Origin of the sequence: Caulobacter sp. ErkDOM-E (assembly GCF_048541895.1) — a bacterium.
Lineage (GTDB): Bacteria > Pseudomonadota > Alphaproteobacteria > Caulobacterales > Caulobacteraceae > Caulobacter.
Map to the genome: position 1 here is coordinate 2,142,679 of NZ_CP183331.1, position 22,532 is coordinate 2,165,210.

The window sequence follows — 22,532 nt, forward strand, 5'->3', positions numbered from 1 at the left end:
ATCCCGGACGAGCGCGCAGCGTGAAGATCCGGGAGCGACGCCTGAGCTCAGCGCTTCCGGCGGTCCCGGATCTGCGCCCGGCGTTCGCCGGACTTGTCCGGGATGACAGGCTTGGTTTGCATGGGGCGCCAGTGTCTTGCCCCCGTCACGTCCCACGTTCACCATGTGAGAACCCCGTTCGCCTATGGTTCCCCGCATGCCCAACGCCGCGCCCCTGCCGACCCCCGTCACTGAAGCCGACACGGCCTGCCGTCTGGACAAGGCGCTGCTGGCCTCGCCCGAGCGGTTCATCAATCGCGAACTGTCGTGGCTGGCCTTCAACGAACGCGTGCTGGAAGAGAGCGCCAATCGGCGCCACCCGCTGCTGGAGCGCCTGAGGTTCCTGTCGATCTCGGCCAACAACCTCGACGAATTCTACATGGTGCGGGTGGCCGGCCTGAAGGGCCAGGTGCGCGAGGGCGTGCGGGTGGTCAGCCAGGACGGCCTGACGCCGGGCGAGCAGCTAGCGCGGATCAACGCCACGGCCTTCGACCTGATGGTCGATCAGCAGAAGATCTGGCGCGACGTGCGCGCCGAGCTGTGGGGCGAGGGCCTCAAGCTGCTGGACGCCAAGGACATCGAGGGCGACGACAAGGTCAAGGCCGAGGAGCTGTTCCTGACCCGGATGTTCCCGGTGCTGACGCCCCTGGCCATCGACCCGGCCCACCCGTTTCCGTTCATTCCCAATCTGGGCTTCTGCCTGGCGCTGAAGCTGCGCCGGATCGCCGACGACAAGCACCTGTACGCGCTGGTGCCGGTGCCCAGCCAGGTGCAGCGGTTCTGGGAAATCGGCTCGGTGACCACGCGCGGCAAAAAGCGCGAGCGGCGGATCGTGGCGCTGGAGAGCTTCATCATCCTGTTTCTGGGCCACCTGTTCCCCGGCTATGAGGTGGAGGGCCGCGGCCTGTTCCGCCTGATCCGCGACAGCGACCTGGAAATCGAGGAAGAGGCCGAAGACCTGGTGCGCGAGTTCGAGGCGCGCCTGAAGAAGCGTCGCCTGGGCCAGGTGGTGCGGGTCAAGATCCAGACCTCCATGCCCCAGGACCTGCGCGACTTCATCGTCGAGGGCCTGCGCGCCGAGCCCGACGACGTCATCCTGGTGGACGGCAAGCTGGGCCTGGCCCAGATGGACGAGCTGATCCCGCCTGATCGCCCGGACCTGAAGTTCAAGCCCTATAACGCCCGCTTCCCCGAGCGCGTGCGCGACCACGGCGGCGACTGCTTCGCGGCGATCCGCGAGAAAGACATCCTGGTTCACCACCCCTTCGAGAGCTTCGATGTGGTGGTGCAGTTCCTGCGTCAGGCGGCGCGCGATCCCAATGTGCTGGCGATCAAGCAGACCCTGTACCGCACCTCCAAGGACAGCCCGATCGTGGCGGCCCTGATCGAGGCGGCCGACAACGGCAAGAACGTCACGGCCCTGGTCGAGATCAAGGCGCGCTTCGACGAGGAGAACAACCTCAAATGGGCCCGCGATCTGGAACGCGCGGGCGTCCACGTGGTGTTCGGCTTTGTCGACTGGAAGACCCACGCCAAGCTGTCGGTGGTGGTGCGCCGCGAGGGCGAGGCCCTGCGCACCTATTGCCACTTCGGCACCGGCAACTATCACCCGCAGACGGCCCGGGTTTATACCGACCTGTCGCTGTTCACCTGCGATCCGGCCCTGGGCCGGGACGGCGGCAAGCTGTTCAATTTCATCACCGGTTACGCCCAGCCGCATGGTCTGGAAAAGCTGAGCTTCTCGCCAGAGACGCTCAAGCCCGACCTGCTGAAGATGATCAGCCTCGAGGCCGCCAATGCGCGGGCCGGCAAGCCTGCCGGCATCTGGGCCAAGATGAACTCCGTGGTCGATCCCCAGATCATCGACGCCCTCTATGCCGCCAGCCAGGCCGGGGTGATGATCAATCTGGTGGTGCGCGGCATCTGCTGTCTGCGGCCGGGCGTGAAGGGCCTGTCGGAGAATATCCGGGTCAAAAGCATCGTCGGACGGTTCCTGGAGCACGCCCGGATCGTCGCCTTCGCCAACGGCGCCGACCTCCCCGGCCCGCAGACGCGCCTGTTCATCAGCTCGGCCGACTGGATGCCGCGCAACCTTGACCGCCGGGTGGAAACCCTGGTGCCGGTCGAGAACCCCACCGTGCACCAGCAGGTGCTGGACCAGATCATGGTCGCCAACCTCAATGACGAGGCCCAGAGCTGGAACCTCAACAGCGATGGCGGCTACACGCGCGATCCGGCCTGGGACAAGAAGGGCGCCTTCTCGGCCCACGACTATTTCATGACCAATCCCAGCCTGTCGGGCCGCGGCCAAAAGGTGAAGGATCTGCCGATGGCCTTCGACCATGTGGGCCCGCGAAAAGGCAAGGGTTGAGGCGTCTCGTCCTTCTGACGGTCCCGGCGGTCCTGGCCCTGTCTGGCTGTGGTCCCGGTCAGGCGGAGCAGGCGCAGATCTGCGCCATCCTGGCCCAGCCCGGCGTGCCCGGCATCGACCGGATTGGCGACGGCGCGGCCCTGGCCCCGGTCGATCGGCAACTTCAGGCCAAGGGCCGAATCTATGGTCCCGGCCTGCGCCTGGGCCAGATCCGCTCGTGGGGGTCCTGCCCAAAGCATGCGCCGACCGTCGAGCTGCTGCTGCTGGACGGCAACCACGCCGCGACCAAGGGCGGCCTTCGCGCGAACGGGGCGCAGAAGACTTTCGGCACCTGCTTCTACGTAAGAACCGAAACCCGCTGGCGCTTGCTCGCGTGCCGGATTAATGGCGCGTCCTGACGTCCCGAGCGATTTTCGTCCGGCCCCGCTTTCTCCCGCGTCTCAATAGGCTAAACCAAGCTCATGCCTTTTCCGGCGCCGCGCGACGCGGCCGTGATCGATATCGGATCCAACTCGGTGCGCCTCGTGGTGTACCGGCTGGAAGGCCGCGCCATCTGGACCGTGTTCAACGAGAAGGTGCTGGCGGGCCTGGGCCGGGATCTGGGCGACAACGGCCGGCTGTCGCCGGACGGCGTGCTGCAGACCCTGGCGGCCCTGAAACGCTTCCGCGCCGTGCTCGAGGCCGTGGCCCCGGCCGAGACCTTCGTGGTCGCCACCGCCGCCGCCCGCGAGGCCAGCGACGGCCCCGCCTTCGTGGCTCGGGTCAAGGCCGAGACCGGCCTGACCGTTCGCGTGCTGAGCGGCGAGGAAGAGGCCCGCTACGCCGCCCTCGGCGTGCTGGCCGGCGCCCCTCAGGCCACCGGCGTCGTGGGCGATCTGGGCGGCGCCAGCCTGGAGCTGATCCGACTGGAAAGCACCGGCGCAGGTCTGGGCGTCACCCTGCCCCTGGGCCCCTTCAGCCTGGGCCTGTCGGAAGGCTTCGACGCCGACCGGGTGCGCCGTCTGTGCGCCCAGCGGCTGGCCCCGGTGACCAGCGCCTTCCGGACCGACAGCTTCCACGCCGTCGGCGGCGCCTGGCGCAACCTGGCCCTGCTGCACATGCGGATGTCGGGCTATCCGCTGCACGTCGTGCACCAGTACGAGATCAGCGCCAGCGAAGCGCTGGACGCCGCGCGCCTGGTCTCGCACCAGTCGAAGAGCTCGCTGGAACGCATCGAGGGCATGAGCAAGAAGCGCTCTGAGACCCTGCCCTACGCCGCCGTGGTGCTGGAGAGCCTGATCGAGAGCCTTGGCGTCAAGCGCATCGAGATCTCGGCCTTTGGCGTGCGCGAGGGTCTGCTGTTCGAGGCCATGCCGCCGCGCACCCGGGGCCTGGACCCGCTGATCGAGGGCTGCGCATCGCTGGGCGCCCGCCAGGGCGTCGCCGACGAGTTGGGCGCAGGCCTGCAGGCCTGGATCGCCCCGGCCTTCACCAGCCTGCCGCCGCTGTTCGACGAGGGGCGCGACGCCGTGCTGATGTCGGCCGCCTGTCGGCTGGCCGACCTGGGTGCGCGCCTGCACCCCGACCATCGCGCCGACCTGGTGTTCGAACAGGTGCTGCGCGCGCCGATCGCCGGCCAGGGCCATGATGAACGCGCCTTCCTGGCCACGGCGGCCTATGCCCGTCATGCCAGCACCTTCGACCCGCCCGAGCTGGACGTGCTGGCGCGCCTGCTGACCCCGGCCCGCCTCAAGCGCGCCAGGGCCCTGGGCGCGGCGATCCGGCTGGGCTGCGACCTGTCGGGCCGCAGCGCGCCCCTGCTGGCCCGCTCGCGCCTGGCCATTGACAAGACCCAGCTGACCCTGACGGCCGAGCCCGGCTATGCCGACCTGCTGCTGGGCGAACAGACCAGCAAGCGGGCCGGTACGGCGGCCCATCTTCTGGGCCTGAAACTGAAGATCTCAACATCCTAAACAAGGTGTTGATCAGTAGTCGACGTGCTTAATGCAGTCTAAACATACCCGATCTGATCATGAGGCAGGATGACGCAATCATAGCGTCATCTATTGAGCACATTTTGTTAGCTTGATTTCTCTACTGTGCCTTGAAACACATAGGGAGGCCCAGTGATGCTACAGCGTAAAGTGGACTATCTGGACGCCATCGCGCAGAACCCGCGCCAGCGCCCTGCTCTTCGCCTTGCCAATGAAAATGATGCGCCGGTCCAGAGCGCCGCGCACAGTCTCCAGCACGAGATCGCCCGCGTCTTCGCCCAGGAAACAACCTGGTCGGTGCGTCGCACCGTGGCGATCGGTATTGTCTTTCACCTTGGCGTCTTCTGCGCCCTGGGCCTCGCGGCCGGCGGCGCGATCCTGCCCCACTAAGACGTTATTCGGCGAAGTGGCTCACACTTCGCCGAACACGGCTCTAATGTCGCAGAGCGGGCGCGGCGTCAGAGAATCCTGCCGCGCCCGTCAGCCGGCCATAGATCTGGCAAAGCGCCTGGAAAACGGAATCCCAGCCGTGCCGCTCTTCGGCCCGACACCGGGCAGCCTGACCCAGCCCCTCAGCGCCGCGCGCAAACACCGATTCCACGGCCTCGGCCATGGCGCGCGCCTCCGATGCGGTGGCAAGCTCGCCCACCGAGGCGTCGACCGATTCAGCCACGCCGCCTGACGCGACGCCGATGACGGGCAGTCCGCAGGCCATCGCCTCCAGGACGACCAGGCCGAACGGTTCGTTGTCATTGGCGTGCACGAAGGCGTCGCAGCTCGCCAGGATCGCCGCCAAGGCCTGTGGATCGCGCTGATAGTCCATGCAGATAACGCGATCACTGGCCGGCGCGCCGCTTCCCGCGCCGATCAACAGCAGCACATAGGGGTCGCCAAGCCGTTCAACGGCCTCCACCAGCACGTCCAGCCGCTTTTCCCGCGCGGGCCGTCCGGCGAACACCAGAATTTTGTGGTCCGGCCTCAAGCCCAGAGATGCGCGCAAGCCTGCGCGGTCGCCGCGCCCGGGATGGAAGATGTCCACATCCACGCCCAGGGGCAGGCCGATAGCGTTGGTGACGCCGGCCTCGATCAGCCGACCGGCTATGAAGCGGCTCGGCGCGACGGCCTGGTCGAACTGGCCGTAGATCGCCGCCCAGCGCTTTTGCACCGGCTTCTCAGCCCATTCGCCGATATGCAGCGCAGCCAGCGCGCCCAGGTCGGTGTGACAGAATCCCACCACCGGGACGCCCAGGGCGTCGCCGGCCCGCAACGCGGCCAGGCCGGGCGTATAGGGATCGCCGGCCTCGATAATGTGCGGCCTCTGGCGGATCAGCCGCTCCATCCAGGCCTGCTTGACGAGAGGCCACCGGTATCCATCACCAAACGGCAACGGCGCGGCATAGATCGACACACGGCCCTGGCCGTCATGAGCATCCCGCGCGCCGGGAACAACCAGGGTGTGGTGCACTGACGGTCGATTGGCGGCCAGCCAGGTTCGCTTCGTGTTGAGATACCGGCGCACGCCGCCGCTCCGCGGGGCGTAGAGCATGGTCGTATCCACCAGGCGAACAGCCTGTCCGGCCGCCGGGGCGCCGTCCGCAAGGCCGCGAAAGCCGAACGGTTGATCCGATCTCAAGTCCACCACGCCGAATCCTTATCGCTAACCAGACCATGACATTCGGCCTCGGAACGATAAAGGTTTCGCGACAGTTACGGTTCCTCGCTGCCCTGCGGCGGCTTTATGCCGACGCCGCGACGGCCCAGCGCCTCGCGTAGCAAGGTTTCGACCTGGGCGTTCACACTGCGCAACTCGGCGGCGGCCAGTCGCTCCACGGCGGTCAGCACCTCGGGACGTACGCGCATCAGAAACGCGCGCCGTCCGCCCTTCCCGTTCTCGTTAGGATCGCTGGCCACGCCCTAGCCGTACAGCGTGCCGGTATTGACCACGGGCTGAGCCTCGCGGTCGGCGCACAACACCACCAGGAGATTGGACACCATCGCGGCCTTGCGCTCGTCATCCAATTTGACGACCCCGCGCTCGCTGAGTTGATTTAGCGCCGTCTCGACCATGCCCACAGCGCCGGCCACGATGGTGCGCCGGGCGGCCAGCACGGCCTCGGCCTGCTGACGCTTCAGCATGGAACCGGCAATCTCCGGGGCATAGGCCAGGTGCATGAGATGCGCCTCATCGATGGCGACGCCGGCGACGGCGATGCGGGCCTGCAGATCAGCCTGAAGCTTGGCGCCCACCTCCTCGGCGTCGGCGCGCAGGGTGGGCTCGCCCTCCTCCGCGTGATCATAGGCGTAGTGCGAGGCCACCTCACGCAGCCCGGTTTCGATCTGGATGTTCACAAAGGCCACATAGTCATCGACGTCGAACAGCGCCTGGGCCGAATCCGCCACGCGCCAGACGATGTTGGCCGCGATCTCGATCGGATTGCCACGCTTGTCGTTGACCTTCAGCTTCTCGCTGGTGACGTTGCGCACCCGCAGGCTGATCTTCTTGCGTCCGTACCAGGGCAAGACCCAGCGAAGCCCTGTCGTGCGGTCGGTTCCGACATAGGCGCCGAATACCGTCAGCACATAGGCCTCGTTCGGCTGCATCGAATAGAAGCCGCTACTGACCAACGCGGCCAGGATGACCATCAGGGCGCCGAGCGCGTTGTAGCCGGCGCCGTAGGCATCGGCGTTGATAAAAGCCCAGATCCCGGCGCCAATTAGCAGCGGAAGCGCCAGAAGCGGCAGGCCTCCGCTGACCCCGCCGCGAATACGTTCGACCGACCGGTTGATGGTGTGGACTTCCGACATCGTCACGCTCCCGTCTGGATATGAAAGTGATATCACTTTGATCGCTCTTGGCAAGGTGAAGCGGGACCGCGTAAGCCCAAGGCTGACCGAGCGGGGATCGAATGGCGCGTTATCTCTTTACCACCTGGGAAGGCGGCGGACATGTGCAGCCTCTGCTGCTGGCTGCGCGCGAACTGCAGGATCGCGGTCATGCCGTGCTGGTCCTCAGCGATGTCTGCAACGACACGGACGCCGCCGCCTTGGGCGTGGCGTTCCAGCCCTGGACGACAGCGCCGAGCCAGACCGGAAAGCGTCGCGAGGACGATCGTCTGAAGGACCATGAAGCCGACAATCCCCTCGAGGTGATCCAGCGGCTGATCGACCGGATCATGGCAGGGCCGGCCCTGGCCTATGCGCAGGATACGCTCGCCGCCATCGACGCCTTCAAGCCTGACGCCATCGTCAGTCAGGAACTTCTGCTGGGCGCCATGGCCGCAGCGGACGCCCGCAATCTGCCCCTGGCCCTGTTCGCCGCCAATATCTGGTCGCTCCCCACCCTGTCCGGTGTCCCGCCCTTCGGCGCGGGTATGCCGCCGGCGACCTCAGACGAAGAGCGCGCCATGCATGCGATGGTCACCCAGATGAGCCGGGGTCTGTTCCAGATCGGTTTGCCGGCCCTGAACAGCGCGCGCGCCGCACTGGGCCTGCCGGCGCGGGACGATCTGTTCGATCAACTCGATACGGCCGGCTTGATCCTGATCGCCAGCAGCCGGGCGTTTGATTTCGCCCCGGATCCCGTGCCTGCCCCGTTCGCCTATGCGGGCCCCTATCTGGCCGATCCTGCCTGGGTGACGCCCGCGACCCTGCCTGCGGGTGACGCTCCGCTGGTGCTGGTCTCGTTTTCCAGTCTGTATCAGGCGCAGGAAGCCGTGCTGACCAACGTCATCGCTGCGCTGGGCCGCTTGCCGGTGCGCGGCTTGGTGACGACAGGGCCGACTCTTGAGCCGAGCCAATTCCCCGCGCCCGACAATGTGATCGTGGTGCGCAGCGCGCCGCATCAGGCCTTGCTGGAGGAAACGGCGGTGTTCGTGACCCATGCCGGCCATGGCTCTACGCTACGTCCGCTGATGGCGGGGGTTCCGCTCCTGTGCATGCCGATGGGCCGTGATCAGCACGACAACGCCGCCAGGGTGGTCGCCCGCGACGCCGGTCTGCGCCTGTCGCCAGACGCCAGCGTCGAAGCGATCATGGCCGCAATCACCCAGTTGCTTGAAGATGTCCGCTATGGCCGGGCCGCTGCGGCCTTGGGAACCGCGATCCAGGCTGATCGTGACAACAGGTCCGCCGCGACCCTGTTGGAGCAGCTGCTGGCGCCGGCGACGAATTTTGGTGGGCGGTGAGGGGATCGAACCCCCGACCCTCTCCGTGTAAAGGAGACGCTCTACCGCTGAGCTAACCGCCCCAAAAGTCGAGCCGGCCTTCTAGCCGCCAGCGTGGCCCATGCAAAGCGAATAAGAAAAGGGCGGCGCGCCAAGAAGCGCTCCGCCCTCTTGTCTCTCAAAAAGAGATCAGCCGTTCAGCGTGGTCTTCAGGCCTTCACCGACCTGGAAACGCGCGGTCTTCGAGGCCGGGCGGTTGACGGTCTCGCCGGTGCGAGGATTGCGCGCGGTACCCGCCGCACGCGCTACGGCCTTGAACGTGCCGAAGCCCACGAGACGCACGTCGTTTCCCGACTTCAGCGAGTCGGTGACGGATTCGATGAAGGCTTCCAGAGCGTCCTTGGCCTGACTTTTATTGATGCCCGCCTTCTCGGCGATCGCCGTGACGAGTTCGGCTTTTGTGGTCATGTTTTTCTCCCAGCCAATAAAGCGGCGGCGCTTCGCAAAAGCCGACGCCACTTCGCTCGGCCAGGATTATGGCGGCGGAAAATGCCCCGTCAAATGAAGGCGGCGCGGGAACCTCCCGCGCCGCCATACTTATCAACGATAAGTTACAGTCAGTGGGTCAAAATCGCGTCCGCGTCGCCCTCATCGCCCTTCGCAGTTGCAGCAATGGGCTCATCAGCCTCATTCCACTCCACGGGCGTCAGCGGGCCGGTCAGCGCATGCTTGAGCACCTCATCGACGGTGGAGACCGGAATGATCTCCAGGCCGTCCTTCACCGACTGAGGCGCATCGACCAGATCCTTCTCGTTTTCCTGAGGGATCAGAACGGTCTTCACGCCTGACCGCAGGGCCGCCAGGAGCTTTTCCTTCAGCCCTCCGATGGCCGTCACACGCCCGCGCAGGGTGATCTCGCCGGTCATGGCGATCTCCTTGCGGATCGGGATACCGGTCAGCACCGAAACCATGGCCACAGCCATGGCGGCGCCGGCCGAGGGACCATCCTTGGGCGTGGCGCCATCCGGCACGTGGATGTGCACATCGGTCTTTTCAAAGACCGGCGGCTTGACGCCAAAGTGCAGGGCCCGCGAGCGGACATAGGACTGGGCCGCCGAGATCGACTCCTTCATCACGTCCTTGAGGTTGCCGGTGACCGTCATGCGGCCCTTGCCCGGCATCTTCACGGCTTCGATGGTCAGGATGTCGCCGCCGAACTCTGTCCAGGCCAGACCCGTGACGATCCCGACCTGGTCGACTTCGTCGGTCTCGCCATAGCGGTACTTCTTGACGCCCGCATACTTGGCCAGCCGCTCGTCGTCGATGGTGATCGAGGTGACCTTCTCGCGTCCCAGATCGCGGACGGTCTTGCGCGCCAGGGCGCCCAGTTCCCGCTCCAGCGACCGCACGCCGGCTTCCCGGGTGTAGTAGCGGATCAGATCGCGGATCGCCTTTTCGGGCACCACGAACTCAGAGTCCTTCAGGCCATGATCCTTGGTCAGCTTGGGCAGGATGTGGCGCTTGGCGATCTCCAGCTTCTCATCTTCGGTGTAGCCGGCGATGCGAATGATCTCCATGCGGTCCAGCAGCGGCTGGGGCATGTTGAGACTGTTGGCCGTCGTAACGAACATCACCTGGCTCAGGTCGTAGTCGACCTCCAGATAGTGGTCGCCGAACGCCGCGTTCTGGGCGGGATCGAGCACTTCAAGCAGGGCCGAGGCGGGATCGCCGCGGTAGTCGCTGCCCATCTTGTCGATCTCGTCGAGCAGGAAGAAGGCGTTGGTGGTCTTGGCCTTCTTCATCGACTGGATGACCTTGCCGGGCATCGAGCCGATATAGGTGCGGCGGTGACCGCGGATCTCGGCTTCGTCACGCACCCCGCCGAGACTCATGCGCACGAACTCGCGACCCGTCGCCTTGGCCAGCGACTTGCCCAGCGAGGTCTTGCCGACGCCGGGAGGGCCGACGAGGCAAAGGATCGGCCCCTTCAGCGAGTTGGTGCGGGCCTGGACGGCCAGATACTCGAGGATGCGCTCCTTGACCTTCTCCAGACCGTAGTGATCCTCGTCGAGGATGCTCTCGGCCTCGACCAGGTCGATCTTCTTGGTCTTGGCCTTGCCCCAGGGGATCGACAGCATCCAGTCGAGATAGTTGCGCACGACCGTGCTCTCGGCCGACATCGGGCTCATGTTGCGCAGCTTCTTCAGCTCGCCTTCGGCCTTGGTGCGGGCCTCCTTGGAGAGCTTGGTCTTCTTGATGCGCTTTTCGAGATCGATGAGTTCGTCGCGCTGATCGTCGGGATCGCCCAGCTCGCGCTGGATCGCCTTCATCTGCTCGTTGAGATAATATTCGCGCTGGGTCTTCTCCATCTGGCGCTTCACGCGCGAGCGGATCTTTTTCTCCACCTGCAGGACGCTGATCTCGCCTTCCATCAGCGCGAAGACCTTTTCCAGGCGCTTCACGATGTCGAAGATTTCCAGCAGGTGCTGCTTGTCGCCGATCTTCACCGACAGGTGGGCGGCGATGCTGTCGGCGAGTTTGCCCGGCTCGGCGATCTGCGGGATCGAGGCCAGGGCTTCCGGCGGCACCTTCTTGTTGAGTTTGACGTAGTTCTCGAACTGCTCGACCACGGCGCGCGACAGCGCCTCGGCCTCGGGACCGACGCCCTCGTCCTCGCTCACTTCACCGATCTGGGCCTCATAGAAGGACTCCTGATCGGTAAACTTGACCACGGCGGCGCGGCCCTTGCCCTCGACCAGCACCTTTACGGTGCCGTCGGGCAGCTTGAGCAATTGAAGAACGGTGGCCAGAACGCCGACATCATAGATGTCGCCCGGCGACGGATCATCGTCAGCCGAGTTCTTCTGGGTCACCAGCAGGATCTGCTTGTCACCGCGCATCACCTCTTCGAGGGCGCGCACGGATTTGTCGCGGCCCACGAAGAGCGGCACGACCATATGCGGGAAAACCACGATGTCCCGCAGCGGCAAGACTGGAAGCGTACGAAGTTCAGACATAATGCTCTTACTCCCGGCCGTCGCGGCGTCCGCGCTCGGCCATGCGGGCCGCCGTTACATCAGACGATGCGCCTGAGTCGATCGGCCCGTCCGTCCGGGACTGGACGGAATGGTCCTTATTTATGTGGACGTTTCGCCACTGCGTTCAAGCCGAGTCGCCTGATAGCGGCGACTGGTCGCGCATAAGTGGCCAAGCTGAAGGGGATATGCCCTCAAAACCCCCTGTCACGCAATTTCGTTTCAAACTAGCGGTCATAGCCAGACGCCTGCGACCCCCGGCGCCTGTGGCCTGGCCGCATCAGACGACGGAGATCCAGCCTGCAGGGCCCCGACGGCATGAAAAAGGCGCGCCCCGAGGAGCGCGCCTTGATCTTGGGAATGGCTATTCGCGTCAGGCCGACGCGGCGCCACCCTTCTTTTCGGCATAGATCAGCAGCGGCTGAGCCCGGCCTTCGACGACCTCGGCATTGACCACCACTTCCTCGACGCCCTCGTAGTTGGGCAGTTCGAACATGGTCTCCAGAAGGATGCCTTCCATGATCGACCGCAGACCGCGCGCACCGGTCTTGCGGGCGATAGCCTTGGTCGCAATCCCGCTGAGGGCGTCATCGGTGAAGGTCAGGCCGATGTTCTCCATCTCGAACAGGCGCTGGTACTGCTTGACGAAGGCGTTCTTCGGCTCGGTCAGGATCTTGACCAGGGCGACCTCGTCGAGATCCTCCAGGGTCGCGATCACCGGCAGACGACCGATGAATTCCGGGATCAGGCCGAAGCGTTGCAGGTCATCCGGCTCGACATTGCGCAGGATTTCGCCCGTGCGACGCTCTTCCGGATCAGCCACCTTGGCGCCGAAGCCGATCGACTTGCCCTGGCCGCGCGCCGAGATGATGCGCTCCAGACCCGCAAACGCCCCGCCGCAGATGAACAGGATGTTGGTGGTGTCGACCTGCAGGAACTCCTGCTGGGGATGCTTGCGCCCGCCTTGCGGTGGCACGGAGGCGACCGTGCCTTCCATGATCTTCAGCAGGGCCTGCTGCACGCCTTCACCCGACACGTCGCGGGTGATCGACGGATTGTCGGACTTGCGGCTGATCTTGTCGATTTCGTCGATATAGACGATGCCCCGCTGTGCCCGTTCGACATTGTAGTCGGCGGCCTGAAGCAGCTTGAGCACGATGTTTTCGACGTCCTCACCCACATAACCGGCTTCGGTCAGGGTGGTGGCGTCCGCCATCGTGAACGGCACGTCGATGATTCGGGCCAGGGTCTGGGCCAGAAGCGTCTTGCCCGTACCGGTTGGACCGACCAGCAGGATGTTGGATTTGGCCAGTTCCACGTCGTTGTTCTTCGACGCGTGGTTGAGGCGCTTGTAGTGATTGTGCACCGCGACAGCGAGCACCTTCTTGGCGTGAGCTTGGCCGATCACGTAATCGTCCAGGACCTCACAGATTTCGCGTGGCGTCGGGACGCCATCCTTCGACTTCACGAAAGCAATCTTGTGCTCTTCGCGAATGATGTCCATGCAGAGCTCGACGCATTCATCACAAATGAACACCGTCGGTCCCGCGATGAGCTTGCGCACCTCATGCTGACTCTTCCCGCAGAAAGAACAGTACAGGGTGCTCTTGGTATCGCCGCTCGCGGCTTTCGTCATGGTCGCTTCTCACGCTATGGCGGCGGCGGCTACGGCCGTGACGCCCGCTCCTGGCTCACATGCCGCCACCGAAGGGACAGCTTACATGCCGGGAGTTGTCTAATCCTTGACATTCCCCGATCCGGCCGCAGTTCACAAGCCTTGGCGCCTTTTTCGAGCGCCTGACCAGAGAATGCATCGTGTCGTGGAATGATCTTCCGGTCTAAAATGGGGGCCAAGGCCAACGGCGCAACCGCTCCAGGACCTTGACCCTTCCATAGATGTGGAAGGCTTAGAGCCGGTGCGGGAATCGTGATCGAACAGCCGCTTGTTTAACAGGGCGCGCCCGATGCGCGCGGAGAAGAATGGCGAAGCGCTCATTAATGGCCAAGGGCCTGACGGCCTCGATGCCGATGACAGGCGACATGACCGATGCGCCGGCGCTGGTGGCTTTTGACTTTGACGGCACCCTGACGGTCCGCGACAGCTTCAATGCCTTCCTGAAATGGCGCGCGGGCCCTGCGCGCTGGACGGCGGGCGTGTTGCGGCTCTCCCCTGCCCTTGTGCGCTACGTTTTCAATCGCAATCGCGGCAAGCTGAAGGCCGCCGCAGTGCGTGAATTCCTGAAAGGCGCGACTCAGGCCGAGATCGAAGCCGATGCGCGGGCGTTTGCCGAACTGCACGCCCCTTCCCTTTTTCGCCCGGACGCCCTGGCCGTGTGGCGCCGCTGGCGCGCCAAGGGCGCCCGCATGGTCATCGTCACCGCATCGCCCGACATCACGGTTGCGCCGTTCGCGCGCGGTCTGGGCGCCGACCTGCTGATCGGCACGCGTCTCGCCTTTGACCACGACCTTCGCGCCCTTGGCGTCCTGGCGGGTCCAAACTGTCGCGCCAAGGAAAAGGTTGTCCGCCTGAAAGAAGCCTTCGGCGAGGACGTTCGTCTGACGGCAGCCTATGGCGACACGTCGGGCGATATCGAAATGCTGGCCATCGCCGATGAGCGCGGCTACCGCGTCTTCCGGGGCAAGCCGCTTTAAGCCGGCATGAAAAAGCCGCCGACCTTGCGGACGGCGGCTTGATCAGAATCCGGAGTGGCTAGGCCTAGGCCTTGGCGTCGGTCTCGTCGCGCGTTTCATTGATGTGATCGATCAGGCCCCAGGCCTTGGATTCCTCAGCGCTCATGAAGTGGTCGCGATCGAGGGTGCGCTCGACCTCTTCATAGGTCCGGCCGCAGTGCTTGACGTAGATTTCGTTCAAACGGCGCTTGGTCTTGATGATGTCCTCGGCGTGGCGCTCGATATCCGAGGCCTGACCGCGGAAACCGCCCGACGGCTGGTGAACCATGATGCGCGAGTTCGGCAGCGAGATGCGCTGGCCTGCGGCGCCGGCGCAGAGCAGGAGGCTGCCCATCGAGGCCGCCATGCCCATGCACACGGTCGAAACCGGGCTCTTGATGTATTGCATGGTGTCATAGATCGCGAGACCCGCCGTCACCACGCCGCCCGGCGAGTTGATGTACATGGCGATTTCCTTCTTGGGGTTCTCGGACTCCAGGAAGAGAAGCTGCGCGCAGATCAGGCTGGCCATGCCGTCTTCGACGGGGCCGGTCAGGAAGATGATCCGCTCCTTGAGCAGGCGCGAGAAGATATCGAACGCGCGCTCGCCGCGGCTGGTCTGTTCGACCACCATCGGCACGAGGTTCATCGCCGTTGCAACCGGATCGTACATAGGGTTCGCCCTTTTTCGCGTTTTGGGGCCGCGCGAATCAGACCTCGCGCGGCGTCGCTAACGCATATCGCGTGGCGATTAACAGGTTGCAAGGCGCGGGCGCAAAGCTTGAGCCAAAGAAAAAGGCGCGGCCCTTGCGAGCCGCGCCCTGTCTCGTCGGATGACGGAGGCCTTAGCCGCCGTAGCCTTCCGGCAGATCGTCTTCTTCCAGGAGCTCTTCCTTGGAAACTTCCTTTTCCTCGATCTTGGCCTTGCCGAAGATCAGGTCGACGACCTTGTCCTCATAGATCGGGGCGCGCAGAGCGGCCTGCAGGTCGGCGCGCTGGCGATACATGTCGAACACCTGCTGGGCTTGCGCGCCATACTGGCGGGCTTCGCGCATGATGGCGTCGGTCAGTTCCTGGTCGGTGACGACCACGTCGTTCTTGCGACCGATTTCGGCCAGCACCAGACCCAGGCGCACGCGGCGCTCGGCGATCTTGCGGTACTCGTCCTTCAGTTGGTCTTCGGTCTTGTCGGCGTCTTCCGGCGGCAGGCCGCCCTGGGTCTTGTCGGCCTGGACCTGCTGCCAGATGCCGGCGAACTCGGCGTCGACCATGCGCGGCGGCAGGTCGAACTCGTGCTTGGTGTCCAGCACGTCCAGCAGGGCGCGCTTCAGCTTGAAGCGCGAGGAGTTGTCGTAGCGGCCCGACAGGTTCGACTTCAGAAGCTCTTTCAGAGCGGCCAGGTCAGACAGGCCAAGGCGCTTGGCCAGTTCGTCATCGGCTTCGGCGTCGACCGGCGCGCGGACTTCGGTCACCTTGGTGGCGAATTCAGCGGCCTTACCGGCCAGATCCTTGGCCTGATAATCTTCCGGGAACGTGACCTTCACGACCAGTTCGTCGCCCGGCTTGGCGCCGACCAGTTGTTCTTCAAAGCCGGGAATGAACTGACCCGAACCCAGGACCAGTTCAGCGCCTTCGGCCTTGCCGCCGGCGAACTCGACGCCGTCAACCGTGCCGACGAAGTCGATCAGCAGTTGGTCGCCGTCCTTGGACTTCAGGCTCTTGCCCTTGCGGGGCTCGTAGGTGCGGGCCTGCTTGGCCAGTTCGGCCAGGGCCTCGTCGACCTCGGCGTCCGCGACCTTGTAGACCGGCTTGACCAGTTCGATGCTGGCGGGATCGATCGGCTCGAAGTCCGGCATGATCTCGATGGCCACGTCGAACGACAGGTCTTCGCCACCGGCGACAACCTTTTCCATGTCCGAAGACGGCTTCAGCTCGGGCTGACCGGCGGGACGCAGCTTGTTGTCGTCCAGGACCTTCTGGGTGGTCTCGTTGAGCGCCTGCTCGACGACTTCACCCATCAGGGCCTTGCCGTACAGACGGCGCACGTGAGCGGCGGGAACCTTGCCAGGGCGGAAGCCCTTGACGTTCATCTGCGGCGCGACTTCGGCGATCCGCGCTTCGAGACGCGTGGCCAGCTCGGCGGCCGGCACGGTCACTCCATAAACGCGGCTAAGGCCTTCGCCCGACTTTTCAACGATCTGCATCGACATTGTCATATTCTCGGACCTGCGACGCGCGCGTCGGGGGTCCGCCCTGGGGTCAAAAACATCGACGCCGCCCGCGAGGCCGGGGCGGCGAAAGAGCGCCCTTATGTCACGACGTGCGCGACCATCCAAGAGCGCCAGCGGCAAAAGTCACGGCCATCCCTCATAGACGAGAAAGCCTTCAGTCAATCTTGGTGCGGATGAGAGGACTCGAACCTCCACGCCTCTCGGCGCCAGAACCTAAATCTGGTGCGTCTACCAGTTTCGCCACATCCGCGTGGGGGCAGGCCTTACGGATTTCACCGTGGGGATGCAAGTCCGCCGCGCGCCTGGACAGGGCGACGCGTCAAGAGTTGAGCCAGCACGGCGGGAGCCAGATCCGGCAGGTCTTCGGAGATGAGCCCCGGCCCCCGCGCTTTGCCGCATTCCGCGTGGATCCAGGCTCCGGCGCAGGCCGCTTCAAAACTTTCCATGCCCTGGGCGATCAGTCCGCCGATGAAACCCGCCAGAACATCGCCCGAACCCGCCGTCGCCAGCCAGGGCGACCCATTGAGCGAAATCGCCGCGCGGCCGTCCGGTGCGGCCACCACGGTATCGGGCCCTTTCAAGAGCACGACAGCGCCGGCCCGGCGCGCCGCCTCCCGCGCCGCCGCCACGCGCTCGACCGATTCGCCCAGAAGCCCCGGAAAGATCCGCTCGAACTCACCCGGGTGGGGTGTGAGTACGTCATCGCGATCCAGGGCCGAGAACAGCGCACCCGGGTCATGGCGGAAGCTGGTCAAGGCGTCGGCGTCGACCACCAGGGCCGCGCCCGTCCTCGCTAGAGCGAAAAGATTTCGCATGATCGCATCGCCGACGCCGCCGGCCGGACCGATCACGACGGCGTCGGCTCTTTCTCCGGCCGTCTGCAGGTCCGCCTCGCCTTCGAAAGGCGCCAGCATGATCGCTTCGAGATGAGCGGCGTTCACCGCCAGCGCGCTGGGCGGCGACAACAGGCTGACCACGCCCGCGCCGATCCTCAGGCCGGCTCGCGCCGCCAGACGCGCCGCGCCTGTATTCCACGCGTCACCGCTGACCACCTTCAAACGACCACGTCGATGCTTGTGCGCGTCCAGGGCTGGCCACGGAAACCGGGCCTCCCACAGGTCAGGCGAATTCTCGTGCAGGGTGCAAGCGTGGTCTGGGGCGGGGAGCCCGATGTCAGCGACGATCACCTCTCCGCAAGCCGCGCGACCGTCCATCAGGCAGTGGGCCAGTTTGCGTCGATGAAAGGTCACGGTGAGATCGGCCCGAAACGCCGCCTCGCCCAGGGCGCGGCCTGTATCGCCCGACACGCCGCTGGGCACATCGATCGCGATGATGGGCTTGTTCAGCAGGTTGCTGGCGCGCGCCAGTCTGGCGACATCGCCCTCGAGCGGCCGCGACAGGCCCGCGCCAAACAGCGCGTCTATATAGATGTCGGCCTGGCCAGGCTCCGGCGACAGAGGACCGGTTTCGCCTTTCCAGCGTGACGCCGCGCGTCTGGCCGCCTCGGTGACCGGCGGCGCAGAGGCTTCCACGCGAACCGACCAGCCTTTGCTGCGCAGATGCCGCGCGGCGACATAGCCATCGCCGCCGTTGTCGCCCGGGCCGCACCAGATCACGACGGGCCGATGCGAGAACCGCGCCCTGACCGCCTCGGCCACCGCGATTCCGGCGCGCTCCATCAAGGTGCTGATCGGCACGCCCAGTGCGACGGCGGCGCGATCCGCCGCGGTCATCTCGGCGACGGTCATGATTTCGCGCGGCACGACGACTCCTTCAGAGCACCTGACTTTGAGCTTCGCGTCCTTTCTCGTTGAGGATCAAGCGTCCATCGCGGATGTCGAACGTCGTGATCGAACAGTGATCCGGTCGGAACGCCGCCACCCTCGCCTCGCCGATCGCCACGCCGACGGCGGCGTTCAGCGCCACAAAGTGGCTGAACACCGCCGTGTTCGGATACTCGGCCACGGCGGCCGCCACGCCTCTGGCCCAGGCCTCATAGTCCAGATCGCCGACAATCTGCCCCCATTCGCCGCCGAACGCCGCCTTGAGCCAGTCCGGGCGGTCCGCAGCGGGCATGGCCGCGGGCGTAGGGATCTCCCCCACGCGGGGATCGATCACGAGCTCGACACCCAGCGCGCTCGCCATCGGTGCGGCGGTTTCGCGGCACCGACGCAGGGGTGACGAGACGACACGTAGCGGTCGCTCCCCTTCCGGCAGGGCCATCAGGGTTTCCATCGCCTCGACGGCTTGCCGATGACCGACTTCGTCGAGGCCTGGATCATCCTCCGCCCCGCCCCAGGTCGAGGCCGGCCGCCCGTGGCGGATGACATGGACGCGGGTCATGGGTTCAATCCGGAACAAAAAGGTTGCGAACACCGTCGGGGTGCGGACCGACGACGCCGGTTCTGCCCACGCCTTCTCGGGCCTCGAGGTCCAGCAGGGTCTCGGGATCCTCGGGCGTGTGGGCCACGAAGCGTCGGCCGGCAGAGTCGCGGCCAATTACGATGCCCATGCGAACCCCTTCGCGGGCGTGGACAACGGTGTAGGTCTCGATCAAGGCCGGCCCGGTCGGGTGTTCGACGATTTCGGGATGCGGCAGCGCGTCGATCCGGTCCTGAATCCTGGAGGGTGCCTCGCGGACCCAGTCTCCCTCGACAGGTCTTGTCGAATAGATGCCGACCGACTGTTTGGTCAGGAACCAGCCATTGGCCGTGCAGAGCCCGTAGGCTCCGGGCTGGGCTCTGAGCCGCCCCATCATCTCGGCGATGGAATGCAGGGCGTAGTTGTTTCCCGGCCCTCCGAAATAAGGCAGGCCGCCGGTGACGGTCAGACCGCGCGGATCATCCAGCGCCAGGCCCAGCTCCTCGGCCGCCACCTCAACGGCGGACGGGAAGCAGGAATAGAGGTCGATGATGTCGATGTCGGACAGGCCGATGCCCGCCATCGCGAAGGCCCGCTCACCGGTCAGGCGAATGGCCGGACTGGAATGGAAATCCTGGCGGTCCATCGGGTACCAGAGATCAGCGGCGTCGGCGCAGCCGTGCAGATAGACCCACTTGTCTTCCGACACGCCCAGCTCGCGCGCCTTGCGGACGCTGCAGATCAGCACGGCGGCCGATTGATCCACCTCCATGATGGCGTTCAGGTACTTGGGATAGGGAAAGCTGATCATCCGGTTGCGATCGGTGACCGTCACCAGCTCCTCCGGTGATCGCTCGACCGGGAACCAGGCATTGGGATTGCCGGCCGCGACCTTGCTGAACGGTGAGAACAGGCGTCCCAGCCGGGCCTGATGGTCTTCCAGAGACCGTCCGTCGCGGGCGCGCAACGCATTCTCGAACAGTGGATAGGTGTTGACGGGATAGCCCAGGCCGTGCGCGGCCTCCTGCGGCGTGACGCCGGGACGAGGGTCGCCGATGCGAGCCGGGGGCTCGGTGATGTCATCGCCCCAGCCTTCGAAACCCAAGCCGCCCTTCAGACGCTTCATCAGCGAGCCGAGAAACTCGGCCCCCGTCACCAGGGCCATTTCGGTCTGGCCCTTGGCGATCCGCTCGCAGACGACATTGATCGCCTGCTGGGGGCTGTTGCCGCCGGTCTCGGTATAGACGCTCCATGCCGGCCCGGCGCCCAAGGCCCTGGCCAGGCTCGCGGGAGGATTGGCAAGGCGCGGCAAGGGAAGCTTCGAAAGCCCGCCCGGCGCGTCGATACTGAAAGCGATGACCGCCAACGCGTCGAGTTCGGCAAGAACCGACCCCAAGAGCCCTGCATCCTCAACAGCACGTTCCGCTGCAATCTTCAGCAGTTCGAGCGGTGACGGCGAGTTTTGGGTTTCTCCGCGGTAGGTGAACTGGCCAGCGCCGATCAAAACCGGTGTGTCGTCGCGCATGTTCGCCCCCATTCAAACGATTGTTGGGGGCGATCCTAGGGGTGAAACGGCGCTCTGCAAGGCCATTTGGTCAACAAACCTGCAGTGATCAAATTTCGCGCTCGCGATGCGCAAAATTTGATCATCACCCTCGATCCGTCATCGGCGAGCCGCTTTCCGACCGTCGAAAGCTTGCGAGTCCCCCGGGCGGCGTGATCCGTGCCGCTCATCAAAGGCGCGGCGCGCCTGCGGGCCCGAAAGTGGAACCGATGAAGAAGATCGAAGCCATCATCAAGCCGTTCAAGCTGGATGAGGTGAAGGAGGCGCTCCAGGAGATGGGCGTCCAGGGCATGACCGTGCTCGAAGCCAAAGGCTATGGTCGCCAAAAGGGCCATACCGAGCTCTATCGCGGCGCTGAGTACGTCGTGGACTTCCTCCCCAAGATCAAGGTGGAGGTGGTCGTCGAGGACAGCCAGCTGGAACCCGCGCTGGAGGCCATCACCCGCGCCGCGCGCACCGGGCGCATCGGCGACGGCAAGATTTTCGTCTCGGAGATCGCGGAAGTCATCCGCATCCGAACCGGAGAAAGCGGCCCCGCGGCCGTCTAGCCGCGATCGGTCAAATATTACGAGGCTCAAGAAGGGGATACGGAATGAGCACCGCCAAGGAAATCCTGAACCTGATCAAGGAAAAGGACGTCAAATACGTTGACGTTCGCTTCACCGACGTTCGCGGCAAGATGCAGCACGTCACGTTCGACATCGATCTGGTCGATGACGACTTCCTCAACGACGGCACCATGTTCGACGGCTCGTCGATCGCCGGCTGGAAGGCCATCAACGAGTCGGACATGAAGCTGCGTCCCGACCTGACGACCGCCATCATCGACCCGTTCTATCAGCAGACGACCCTGGCGCTGTTCTGCGATGTGGTGAACCCCGACACCGGCACTCCCTACAACCGCGACCCCCGTTCGATCGCCAAGGCGGCCCTGAACTACGTCAAGGCTTCGGGTATCGGCGACAACGTGTTCTTCGGCCCTGAAGCCGAGTTCTTCATCTTCGACGACGTGAAGTGGGACACCCAGCCCAACAGCACCGGCTATTCGTTCGACTCCGTCGAACTGCCGGGCAACTCGGCCAAGACCTACGCCGAAGGCAACATGGGTCACCGCCCGGGTCCGAAGGGCGGCTATTTCCCGGTCAACCCGATCGACTCCGCTCAAGATCTGCGCGGCGAAATGCTGGCCGTCATGGGCGAGCTGGGCATGAAGCCGGAAAAGCACCACCACGAAGTGGCGCCCGCGCAGCACGAGCTTGGCCTGAAGTTCGACACCATGGTCGTGATGGCCGACCGTATGCAGCTCTACAAGTACGTGATCCACAACGTGGCGCACGCCTACGGCAAGACGGCGACCTTCATGGCCAAGCCGATGTTTGGCGACAACGGCTCGGGCATGCACGTGCACCAGTCGATCTGGCAGGACGGCAAGCCGCTGTTCGCAGGCGACAAGTACGCCGGCCTGTCGGACATGTGCCTGTGGTACATCGGCGGCATCATCAAGCACGCCAAGGCGATCAACGCGTTCTCGAACTCGACGACGAACTCGTACAAGCGCCTGGTGCCCGGCTACGAAGCCCCGGTGAAACTGGCCTATTCGGCCCGTAACCGCTCGGCCTCGATCCGTATCCCGCACGTCGACTCGCCGAAGGCCAAGCGTCTGGAAGCCCGCTTCCCCGACCCGATGGGCAACCCCTATCTGACCTTCGTCGCGCTGCTGATGGCCGGCCTGGACGGCATCAACAACAAGATCGATCCGGGCGCGCCCGCCGACAAGAACCTCTACGACCTGCCCCCGCGCGAGCAGAAGAAGATCCCGGAAGTCTGCGGTTCGCTCCGTGAAGCTCTCGAGAACCTCGACAAGGACCGCGCCTTCCTGAAGGCCGGCGGCGTCATGGATGACGACTTCATCGACAGCTACATCGAGTTGAAGATGGAAGAAGTGATGCGTCTGCAACTGCACCCGCACCCTGTTGAATTCGACATGTACTACAAGTGCTAGGCTAAACTGAGTTTAGGACTGGGAATCCGGGCCGGAGAGAAATCTCCGGCCCTTTTCTTTTGGGCCTGATGACGCCATCTGCGCCGCAAACCTGGGAATGATTTATTACTTAGGGGCGCCGGC

The 22,532-nt window shown here is 64.9% G+C and carries 19 protein-coding genes and 2 tRNA genes; 8 read left to right on the forward strand and 13 right to left on the reverse strand.

Features of this window, described 5'->3' with window-relative positions; all coding sequences use genetic code 11:
- The first annotated feature begins 196 nt into the window (after positions 1-196).
- The 4 genes from ACN2C7_RS10505 to ACN2C7_RS10520 all read left to right on the forward strand — a co-directional run bounded on the left by ACN2C7_RS10505 (position 197) and on the right by ACN2C7_RS10520 (position 4,773).
- On the forward strand, positions 197-2,410 hold the full coding sequence (locus ACN2C7_RS10505) for an RNA degradosome polyphosphate kinase (RefSeq protein ID WP_419316879.1): 2,214 nt from the start codon (positions 197-199) through the stop codon (positions 2,408-2,410).
- A complete protein-coding gene (locus ACN2C7_RS10510) occupies positions 2,407-2,808 on the forward strand; it encodes a hypothetical protein (protein WP_419316880.1) in 402 nt (133 codons plus the stop codon). The genes ACN2C7_RS10505 and ACN2C7_RS10510 overlap by 4 nt, the downstream gene beginning before the upstream one ends.
- A gap of 63 nt (positions 2,809-2,871) precedes the next feature.
- Positions 2,872-4,362, forward strand: coding sequence for a Ppx/GppA family phosphatase (locus ACN2C7_RS10515; protein ID WP_419316881.1), 1,491 nt, complete (start codon positions 2,872-2,874; stop codon positions 4,360-4,362).
- A gap of 153 nt (positions 4,363-4,515) precedes the next feature.
- Entirely contained in the window at positions 4,516-4,773 is a 258-nt protein-coding gene (locus ACN2C7_RS10520; protein ID WP_419316882.1) for a hypothetical protein, read from the forward strand.
- Between the two features lie 43 nt (positions 4,774-4,816).
- On the opposite strand, the gene ACN2C7_RS10525 is transcribed toward ACN2C7_RS10520, so the two are convergent.
- From ACN2C7_RS10525 to ACN2C7_RS10535, 3 genes are all read right to left on the reverse strand, one after another.
- Positions 4,817-6,025, reverse strand: coding sequence for a glycosyltransferase family 4 protein (locus ACN2C7_RS10525; protein ID WP_419316883.1), 1,209 nt, complete (start codon positions 6,023-6,025; stop codon positions 4,817-4,819).
- Positions 6,026-6,090: 65 nt separating this feature from the next.
- On the reverse strand, positions 6,091-6,243 hold the full coding sequence (locus tag ACN2C7_RS10530; RefSeq protein ID WP_419255505.1) for a hypothetical protein: 153 nt from the start codon (positions 6,241-6,243) through the stop codon (positions 6,091-6,093).
- A gap of 54 nt (positions 6,244-6,297) precedes the next feature.
- Positions 6,298-7,188 carry an SPFH domain-containing protein gene (locus ACN2C7_RS10535; protein WP_419316884.1) on the reverse strand — a complete coding sequence of 297 codons (891 nt, stop codon included), beginning with the start codon at positions 7,186-7,188 and terminating at the stop codon, positions 6,298-6,300.
- 101 nt (positions 7,189-7,289) lie between these two features.
- Here ACN2C7_RS10535 and ACN2C7_RS10540 point away from each other — a divergent pair, with 101 nt between their 5' ends.
- The gene (locus ACN2C7_RS10540; protein WP_419316885.1) at positions 7,290-8,567 is read left to right on the forward strand and encodes a glycosyltransferase; all 1,278 of its coding nucleotides are present in this window, start codon (positions 7,290-7,292) and stop codon (positions 8,565-8,567) included.
- Here ACN2C7_RS10540 and ACN2C7_RS10545 read toward each other — a convergent pair.
- The 4 genes from ACN2C7_RS10545 to clpX form a co-directional block, all read right to left on the reverse strand.
- A tRNA-Val gene (locus tag ACN2C7_RS10545) sits at positions 8,555-8,629 on the reverse strand. The two genes, ACN2C7_RS10540 and ACN2C7_RS10545, sit on opposite strands and share 13 nt — an antisense overlap.
- Before the next feature lie 106 nt (positions 8,630-8,735).
- Entirely contained in the window at positions 8,736-9,014 is a 279-nt protein-coding gene (locus tag ACN2C7_RS10550) for an HU family DNA-binding protein (RefSeq protein WP_419321453.1), read from the reverse strand.
- A 149-nt stretch (positions 9,015-9,163) separates the two neighbouring features.
- Entirely contained in the window at positions 9,164-11,563 is a 2,400-nt protein-coding gene (gene lon / locus ACN2C7_RS10555; RefSeq protein ID WP_419316886.1) for an endopeptidase La, read from the reverse strand.
- A gap of 391 nt (positions 11,564-11,954) precedes the next feature.
- Positions 11,955-13,217, reverse strand: coding sequence for an ATP-dependent protease ATP-binding subunit ClpX (clpX, locus tag ACN2C7_RS10560; protein WP_419316887.1), 1,263 nt, complete (start codon positions 13,215-13,217; stop codon positions 11,955-11,957).
- Positions 13,218-13,561: 344 nt separating this feature from the next.
- On the opposite strand from clpX, the gene ACN2C7_RS10565 reads away from it, so the two are divergent.
- Entirely contained in the window at positions 13,562-14,233 is a 672-nt protein-coding gene (locus tag ACN2C7_RS10565) for an HAD-IB family hydrolase (protein WP_419316888.1), read from the forward strand.
- Positions 14,234-14,297: 64 nt separating this feature from the next.
- Here ACN2C7_RS10565 and ACN2C7_RS10570 read toward each other — a convergent pair whose 3' ends face one another.
- The 6 genes from ACN2C7_RS10570 to ACN2C7_RS10595 all read right to left on the reverse strand — a co-directional run bounded on the left by ACN2C7_RS10570 (position 14,298) and on the right by ACN2C7_RS10595 (position 20,380).
- Positions 14,298-14,924, reverse strand: coding sequence for an ATP-dependent Clp protease proteolytic subunit (locus ACN2C7_RS10570; protein ID WP_419255848.1), 627 nt, complete (start codon positions 14,922-14,924; stop codon positions 14,298-14,300).
- Between the two features lie 172 nt (positions 14,925-15,096).
- Positions 15,097-16,455, reverse strand: coding sequence for a trigger factor (gene tig, locus ACN2C7_RS10575; protein WP_419255847.1), 1,359 nt, complete (start codon positions 16,453-16,455; stop codon positions 15,097-15,099).
- A 192-nt stretch (positions 16,456-16,647) separates the two neighbouring features.
- Positions 16,648-16,732 (reverse strand) — tRNA-Leu (locus ACN2C7_RS10580).
- Between the two features lie 22 nt (positions 16,733-16,754).
- Positions 16,755-18,245, reverse strand: a complete 1,491-nt coding sequence (locus tag ACN2C7_RS10585; protein ID WP_419316889.1) for an NAD(P)H-hydrate dehydratase — start codon at positions 18,243-18,245, stop codon at positions 16,755-16,757.
- A 10-nt stretch (positions 18,246-18,255) separates the two neighbouring features.
- Positions 18,256-18,825, reverse strand: coding sequence for a histidine phosphatase family protein (locus ACN2C7_RS10590; protein ID WP_419316890.1), 570 nt, complete (start codon positions 18,823-18,825; stop codon positions 18,256-18,258).
- 4 nt (positions 18,826-18,829) lie between these two features.
- The gene (locus ACN2C7_RS10595; protein WP_419316891.1) at positions 18,830-20,380 is read right to left on the reverse strand and encodes an acetyl-CoA acetyltransferase; all 1,551 of its coding nucleotides are present in this window, start codon (positions 20,378-20,380) and stop codon (positions 18,830-18,832) included.
- 236 nt (positions 20,381-20,616) lie between these two features.
- Here ACN2C7_RS10595 and ACN2C7_RS10600 point away from each other — a divergent pair, with 236 nt between their 5' ends.
- Together ACN2C7_RS10600 and glnA are read left to right on the forward strand one after the other, a co-directional pair.
- Positions 20,617-20,955 carry a P-II family nitrogen regulator gene (locus tag ACN2C7_RS10600; RefSeq protein ID WP_035046431.1) on the forward strand — a complete coding sequence of 113 codons (339 nt, stop codon included), beginning with the start codon at positions 20,617-20,619 and terminating at the stop codon, positions 20,953-20,955.
- Positions 20,956-20,999: 44 nt separating this feature from the next.
- A complete protein-coding gene (gene glnA / locus ACN2C7_RS10605; RefSeq protein WP_419316892.1) occupies positions 21,000-22,409 on the forward strand; it encodes a type I glutamate--ammonia ligase in 1,410 nt (469 codons plus the stop codon).
- The last annotated feature ends 123 nt before the right edge of the window (positions 22,410-22,532 follow it).

Bases quoted from the DNA above. Each gene is read 5' to 3' on its own strand.
- tig (WP_419255847.1), bottom strand. From the start codon at position 16,455: ATGCAGATCGTTGAAAAGTCGGGCGAAGGCCTTAGCCGCGTTTATGGA.
- ACN2C7_RS10590 (WP_419316890.1), bottom strand. From the start codon at position 18,825: ATGACCCGCGTCCATGTCATCCGCCACGGGCGGCCGGCCTCGACCTGG.
- ACN2C7_RS10565 (WP_419316888.1), top strand. From the start codon at position 13,562: ATGGCGAAGCGCTCATTAATGGCCAAGGGCCTGACGGCCTCGATGCCG.
- ACN2C7_RS10540 (WP_419316885.1), top strand. From the start codon at position 7,290: ATGGCGCGTTATCTCTTTACCACCTGGGAAGGCGGCGGACATGTGCAG.
- clpX (WP_419316887.1), bottom strand. From the start codon at position 13,217: ATGACGAAAGCCGCGAGCGGCGATACCAAGAGCACCCTGTACTGTTCT.
- ACN2C7_RS10570 (WP_419255848.1), bottom strand. From the start codon at position 14,924: ATGTACGATCCGGTTGCAACGGCGATGAACCTCGTGCCGATGGTGGTC.
- ACN2C7_RS10600 (WP_035046431.1), top strand. From the start codon at position 20,617: ATGAAGAAGATCGAAGCCATCATCAAGCCGTTCAAGCTGGATGAGGTG.
- ACN2C7_RS10530 (WP_419255505.1), bottom strand. From the start codon at position 6,243: ATGCGCGTACGTCCCGAGGTGCTGACCGCCGTGGAGCGACTGGCCGCC.
- ACN2C7_RS10595 (WP_419316891.1), bottom strand. From the start codon at position 20,380: ATGGGGGCGAACATGCGCGACGACACACCGGTTTTGATCGGCGCTGGC.
- ACN2C7_RS10535 (WP_419316884.1), bottom strand. From the start codon at position 7,188: ATGTCGGAAGTCCACACCATCAACCGGTCGGTCGAACGTATTCGCGGC.
- glnA (WP_419316892.1), top strand. From the start codon at position 21,000: ATGAGCACCGCCAAGGAAATCCTGAACCTGATCAAGGAAAAGGACGTC.
- ACN2C7_RS10505 (WP_419316879.1), top strand. From the start codon at position 197: ATGCCCAACGCCGCGCCCCTGCCGACCCCCGTCACTGAAGCCGACACG.
- lon (WP_419316886.1), bottom strand. From the start codon at position 11,563: ATGTCTGAACTTCGTACGCTTCCAGTCTTGCCGCTGCGGGACATCGTG.
- ACN2C7_RS10550 (WP_419321453.1), bottom strand. From the start codon at position 9,014: ATGACCACAAAAGCCGAACTCGTCACGGCGATCGCCGAGAAGGCGGGC.
- ACN2C7_RS10515 (WP_419316881.1), top strand. From the start codon at position 2,872: ATGCCTTTTCCGGCGCCGCGCGACGCGGCCGTGATCGATATCGGATCC.